At 65.6% G+C, this 3807-nt stretch carries 8 protein-coding genes; 2 read left to right on the top strand and 6 right to left on the bottom strand.

Going from position 1 to position 3807, the window contains the following annotated elements; all coding sequences use genetic code 11:
- The 3 genes from B2U11_RS00215 to B2U11_RS00205 all read right to left on the bottom strand — a co-directional run.
- The coding region (locus B2U11_RS00215; RefSeq protein WP_292068946.1) for an AAA family ATPase at positions 1–527 on the bottom strand (527 nt) is incomplete at its 3' end.
- Between the two features lie 63 nt (positions 528–590).
- A complete protein-coding gene (locus tag B2U11_RS00210) occupies positions 591–788 on the bottom strand; it encodes a hypothetical protein (RefSeq protein WP_292068943.1) in 198 nt (65 codons plus the stop codon).
- A gap of 8 nt (positions 789–796) precedes the next feature.
- On the bottom strand, positions 797–1237 hold the full coding sequence (locus tag B2U11_RS00205; RefSeq protein WP_292068940.1) for a hypothetical protein: 441 nt from the start codon (positions 1235–1237) through the stop codon (positions 797–799).
- Positions 1238–1395: 158 nt separating this feature from the next.
- Here B2U11_RS00205 and flbT point away from each other — a divergent pair, with 158 nt between their 5' ends.
- Together flbT and flaF are read left to right on the top strand one after the other, a co-directional pair.
- Positions 1396–1818 (top strand): flagellar biosynthesis repressor FlbT, encoded by a 423-nt coding sequence (flbT, locus tag B2U11_RS00200; RefSeq protein ID WP_292068937.1) that lies wholly within the window; start codon positions 1396–1398, stop codon positions 1816–1818.
- On the top strand, positions 1778–2140 hold the full coding sequence (gene flaF / locus B2U11_RS00195; protein ID WP_292068936.1) for a flagellar biosynthesis regulator FlaF: 363 nt from the start codon (positions 1778–1780) through the stop codon (positions 2138–2140). Before flbT ends, flaF begins: the two co-directional genes overlap by 41 nt.
- 248 nt (positions 2141–2388) lie before the next feature.
- On the opposite strand, the gene B2U11_RS00190 is transcribed toward flaF, so the two are convergent.
- The 3 genes from B2U11_RS00190 to B2U11_RS00180 form a co-directional block, all read right to left on the bottom strand.
- Positions 2389–3048, bottom strand: a complete 660-nt coding sequence (locus B2U11_RS00190; RefSeq protein WP_292068933.1) for an exopolysaccharide biosynthesis protein — start codon at positions 3046–3048, stop codon at positions 2389–2391.
- A 79-nt stretch (positions 3049–3127) separates the two neighbouring features.
- Positions 3128–3310, bottom strand: a complete 183-nt coding sequence (locus tag B2U11_RS00185; protein WP_292068930.1) for a DUF3008 family protein — start codon at positions 3308–3310, stop codon at positions 3128–3130.
- Between the two features lie 32 nt (positions 3311–3342).
- Positions 3343–3807: acyl-CoA dehydrogenase family protein (locus tag B2U11_RS00180; RefSeq protein WP_292068928.1), on the bottom strand; the 465-nt coding region annotated here is incomplete at its 5' end.

Below are 3807 nucleotides of genomic sequence, written 5' to 3'. Positions count from 1 at the left end.
TGGAAGAAGCAGCGGCGCAGGAAGGCGTCGGGCAGTTCCTTTTCGTTGTTGGAGGTGATGATGACGATGGGACGGATGTCGGCGCGGATCGTCTCATCGGTCTCCTGGACGTAGAACTCCATCCGGTCCAGTTCCTGAAGCAGGTCGTTCGGGAATTCGATGTCGGCCTTGTCGATCTCGTCGATCAAAAGGACGGGGCGCACGGGAGCGGTGAAGGCCTCCCACAGCTTGCCCTTCTTCAGATAGTTGCGGACGTCGTGGACGCGTTGGTCGCCCAACTGGCTGTCGCGCAGTCGGCTGACGGCGTCGTATTCGTAGAGGCCGTTGTGGGCCTTGGTCGTGGACTTGACGTGCCAGGTGATCAACGGGGCGTCGAAGGCCTTGGCGATCTCATAGGCCAGGACGGTCTTGCCTGTGCCAGGCTCGCCCTTGATGAGCAGCGGCCGTTCCAGCGCCACGGCGGCGTTGACCGCGACCTTCAGGTCGTCGGTGGCGATGTAGCGATCGGTGCCTTCGAACCGGCCCATGAAAAACCCGCTCCGTGAATGTCACGAAGCGGGTTAGCGGATCGGGGCGATCCTGAACAGCGATCAGGTGATGCGCTTGGCCGAGACCGGATCGCTGGCGGGGAAGGTTTCCTCGATCCCCTCGTCGACGAGGGCCTCCTGGCGGCTTTCGGCCTTGCGGTCGCCTTCGTTCAACTGATCGGGCTTGGCGGCGTCCGAGGGCGCGCGCTTGGCGTGAGGGGTCTCGGTGTCGGCGTCGCGCCGGGTGTCCTTGTCCATCATCTGTCTCCTTATCGTTGCGGCTGATCGGCGTCCGCGTCGGGGCCGTAGCCGAGGTCTTCGATATCGTCGTCCGAAAGCCGCTTGGCCTCCCAGTGCGCCGCGCTGGCCTGGGCGCCGCGCTGGTTTCGCATCAGGCCCGAATAGACAAGTTCGACCTCGTCGGCGGCCTGGGCGCCGTTGCTGTCGGCGTCGGACTGGTTGCGCTTTTCGCCGTCGACGCCCAGCAGGGCGTCGGCTTCACGCTCGACCCCGTCCAGGGCCAGCTGGTCGTCGATGTCGAGGTCGTCCTCGTCAAAGGTCTCTTCGTCGGCGTCGCCGTCGGCCTGGGTCACGTCCAGCACCGGATCGGCCTCGTCCAGCAGGAATTCGCCGTCGCCCTCGTCGTCGAGATGGGTCTCGTCGAACGTCTCGGACTGTTCCTGGTCGTCGTCAAAATCAATGTCGGCCATCGTTCGCCTCCTGTCTGGTTGGACAACGTGAGGCGGGGTGTAGGCGTTCCCCCGGAGGCGACGGACAAGGGATGGTTAACCCTGCCTGTTTAACCTGGATTCGTTCCGGTCGGCGTATGACGCCAGCGACCGCGCCGGATCGTGGGAGCCCTCCGCCGATGCCTTTGAAGCTGTCTCTGAAGCCGGGCGAGAAGTTCGTGCTGAACGGCGCCGTGGTCCAGAACGGCGACCGGCGCGGCGTGCTGATCCTGCAGAACAAGGCCAGCGTCCTGCGAGAGAAGGACATCATGCAGGCCGAGGACGTCACGACGCCTGCGCGCCGCATCTATTTCCCGATCATGATGATGTATCTGGACGAGGGCTCGGCGGCCAAATTCTATGACGAAATGGCGCTGCGCATCACCGAGTTCATGGGGGCCACGCGCAACACCGACATCCTGGCGGAGTGCGTCTCCGCGTCGCGTCACGTGCTGGCGCGCGAATACTACAAGGCCCTGATGTCGGCCCGTAAGATTGTCGAATACGAAGAGAGAGTGCTGAATGTCGCTTCAGGCGTACACGGCGGCGGCGACCCGGACTGAGTCGCCGCGCGACATGGAGTATCGCCTGTTCGGTCAGGTGACGCGCGCGCTCGTCCATGCCTCGAGCGTGGACGCGGCCGACGTGGCGACCCGGATCGACGCCCTGGACTGGAACCGGCGGCTGTGGAGCACGCTGGCCACCGACTGCACCAGCCCGCACAACGCCCTGGGCCAGTCGATGCGCGCGCAGATCATCTCGCTGAGCCTGTTCGTGAACCGCCATTCGTCGGCGATCATGCGCGGCGAGGAGACCTTTCAGGACCTGATCGACCTGAACCGCATGATGATGCAGGGGCTTTCGGGCCAACAGCAGGCGGCCTGACGCCCGCCTCTTCACGAAATCGGGAAGCCTCTTTGCATAAGGCCTTGGGGCGTCTTACCTTTCACCTCCCTGTTCAACAGTCGAAAGGAGGTGATCCAGTGTCTCATTGTCATCAATCGCGTGCGGTGGCCGCGACCCTGGGCCTCGGAGAGGTTCGGGCCTGATCCTTTCAGGCTGAGTTGCGGTCCGGCCGTTCGCGGTCAGACAATGAAGGGCCGTCGCGGCGACGCGGCGGCCCTTTTGTTCGTCTAATGCGCCAGGTGGGCGAACCAGCCGGCGACATGGTGGGCCACCTCCACCACCGTGGCCCAGATCAGGAAGAGGTACAGGGCGCAGGCGGCCGTGGCGACCACCCCCAGGATGATGGCCACGCCGTCGCGCTGCATCATGCCCAGGGCGAACAGCACCAGGGCGATGCCGGGCAGGGCGTCCCCGAACGGGATGGGCAGCGCCATGATCACGGCCAGAACCACGCAGACCAGGCCGGTCACCACGTCAGCGACCTCGCCGGTGAGGTAATGAAGCCGCGGCCGGGTCAGGGCCTCCACCCGGCGGATCAGCTTCATGATGCGCGACACGCCCGAGCGGTAGGCTGTGCGGCTGACCGAGGCGCGCAGTGCCCAGCGGGGCATCCACACCGTGTCGCGCTGAAACGCCAGCTCCAGCGACATCAGGATGATCGGCACGGCGAAGACTGCCTTCCCGCCGGGGGGCCAGGGCAGAAGGGCGAGCAGCGACAGCACCAGGATGATCGCGCCGAAGCCGCGTTCGCCGAAGGCGGCGACCAGTTCCTGAAGCGTCAGTTTCGGATTGGCGCCTTCACCCAGCGATTCCAGAACGTCGGAGAAGCGGCGCGCCGCGTCGGTCTGGTCGTCGATAGGGGGCATCGGCAGCGGCGCTCGGGTCACGGTTGGAGGCATTTAGGCGAGATAATCCTCGCCCGCCACATACCGTTTGGTAAGATCGGCAGCCGCCGCGCCGGCGGACTCAATCCTTCACGTGCTCGGGCTTTCCCTTGCGCTTGGTGTGGGCGAATTCCTCGAGTTGCTTTTCGCTCATCGACAGCATCGACTTGGACGCGCCCTTCAGTTCGGACTTGGGCGTGTCGCCGCGCTTGGCCGACAGGGCGGCGCCGGCGGCCTTCTGCTGAGCTGCGGATTTGGCGGGCATGGGACGGTCTCCTTCCTGAGGGAAGGAAGCCGTCAGCTCCCCAGCAGTTCCCGGCCGATCAGGAAGCGGCGGATTTCGTTGGTGCCGGCGCCGATGTCATAGAGCTTGGCGTCGCGGACCAGGCGCTCGACCGGCCATTCCTTGGTGTAGCCGGCGCCGCCCAGAGCCTGGACGGCCTCCAGCGTGACCTTCACCGCGTTCTCGCTGGCCAGCAGAATGGCGCCCGCGGCGTCATAGCGGGTGGTCAGGCCCTGATCGCAGGCGCGCGCGACCGAATAGACGTAGGCCCGGGCGCTGTTCAGCGCCACGTACATGTCGGCCACCTTGCCCTGCATCAGCTGAAAGCTGCCGATGGCCTTGCCGAACTGCTTGCGGTCGCGGACGTAGGGCAGCACCACGTCCAGCGCGGCCTGCATGATGCCCAGCGGCCCGGCCGACAGCACCGCGCGCTCATAGTCCAGGCCGCTCATCAGCACGGCCGCGCCGCGCCCTTCGCC

This window comes from Brevundimonas sp. UBA7534, from assembly GCF_002479325.1.
Lineage (GTDB): Bacteria > Pseudomonadota > Alphaproteobacteria > Caulobacterales > Caulobacteraceae > Brevundimonas.
This window is presented reverse-complemented; position numbering and strand designations above follow the sequence as displayed.

What these genes read in the sequence shown, in the direction of transcription:
- flbT (WP_292068937.1), top strand. Translation starts at nt 1,396, where the DNA reads ATGCCTTTGAAGCTGTCTCTGAAGCCGGGCGAGAAGTTCGTGCTGAAC.
- B2U11_RS00205 (WP_292068940.1), bottom strand. Translation starts at nt 1,237, where the DNA reads ATGGCCGACATTGATTTTGACGACGACCAGGAACAGTCCGAGACGTTC.
- B2U11_RS00185 (WP_292068930.1), bottom strand. Translation starts at nt 3,310, where the DNA reads ATGCCCGCCAAATCCGCAGCTCAGCAGAAGGCCGCCGGCGCCGCCCTG.
- flaF (WP_292068936.1), top strand. Translation starts at nt 1,778, where the DNA reads ATGTCGCTTCAGGCGTACACGGCGGCGGCGACCCGGACTGAGTCGCCG.
- B2U11_RS00210 (WP_292068943.1), bottom strand. Translation starts at nt 788, where the DNA reads ATGATGGACAAGGACACCCGGCGCGACGCCGACACCGAGACCCCTCAC.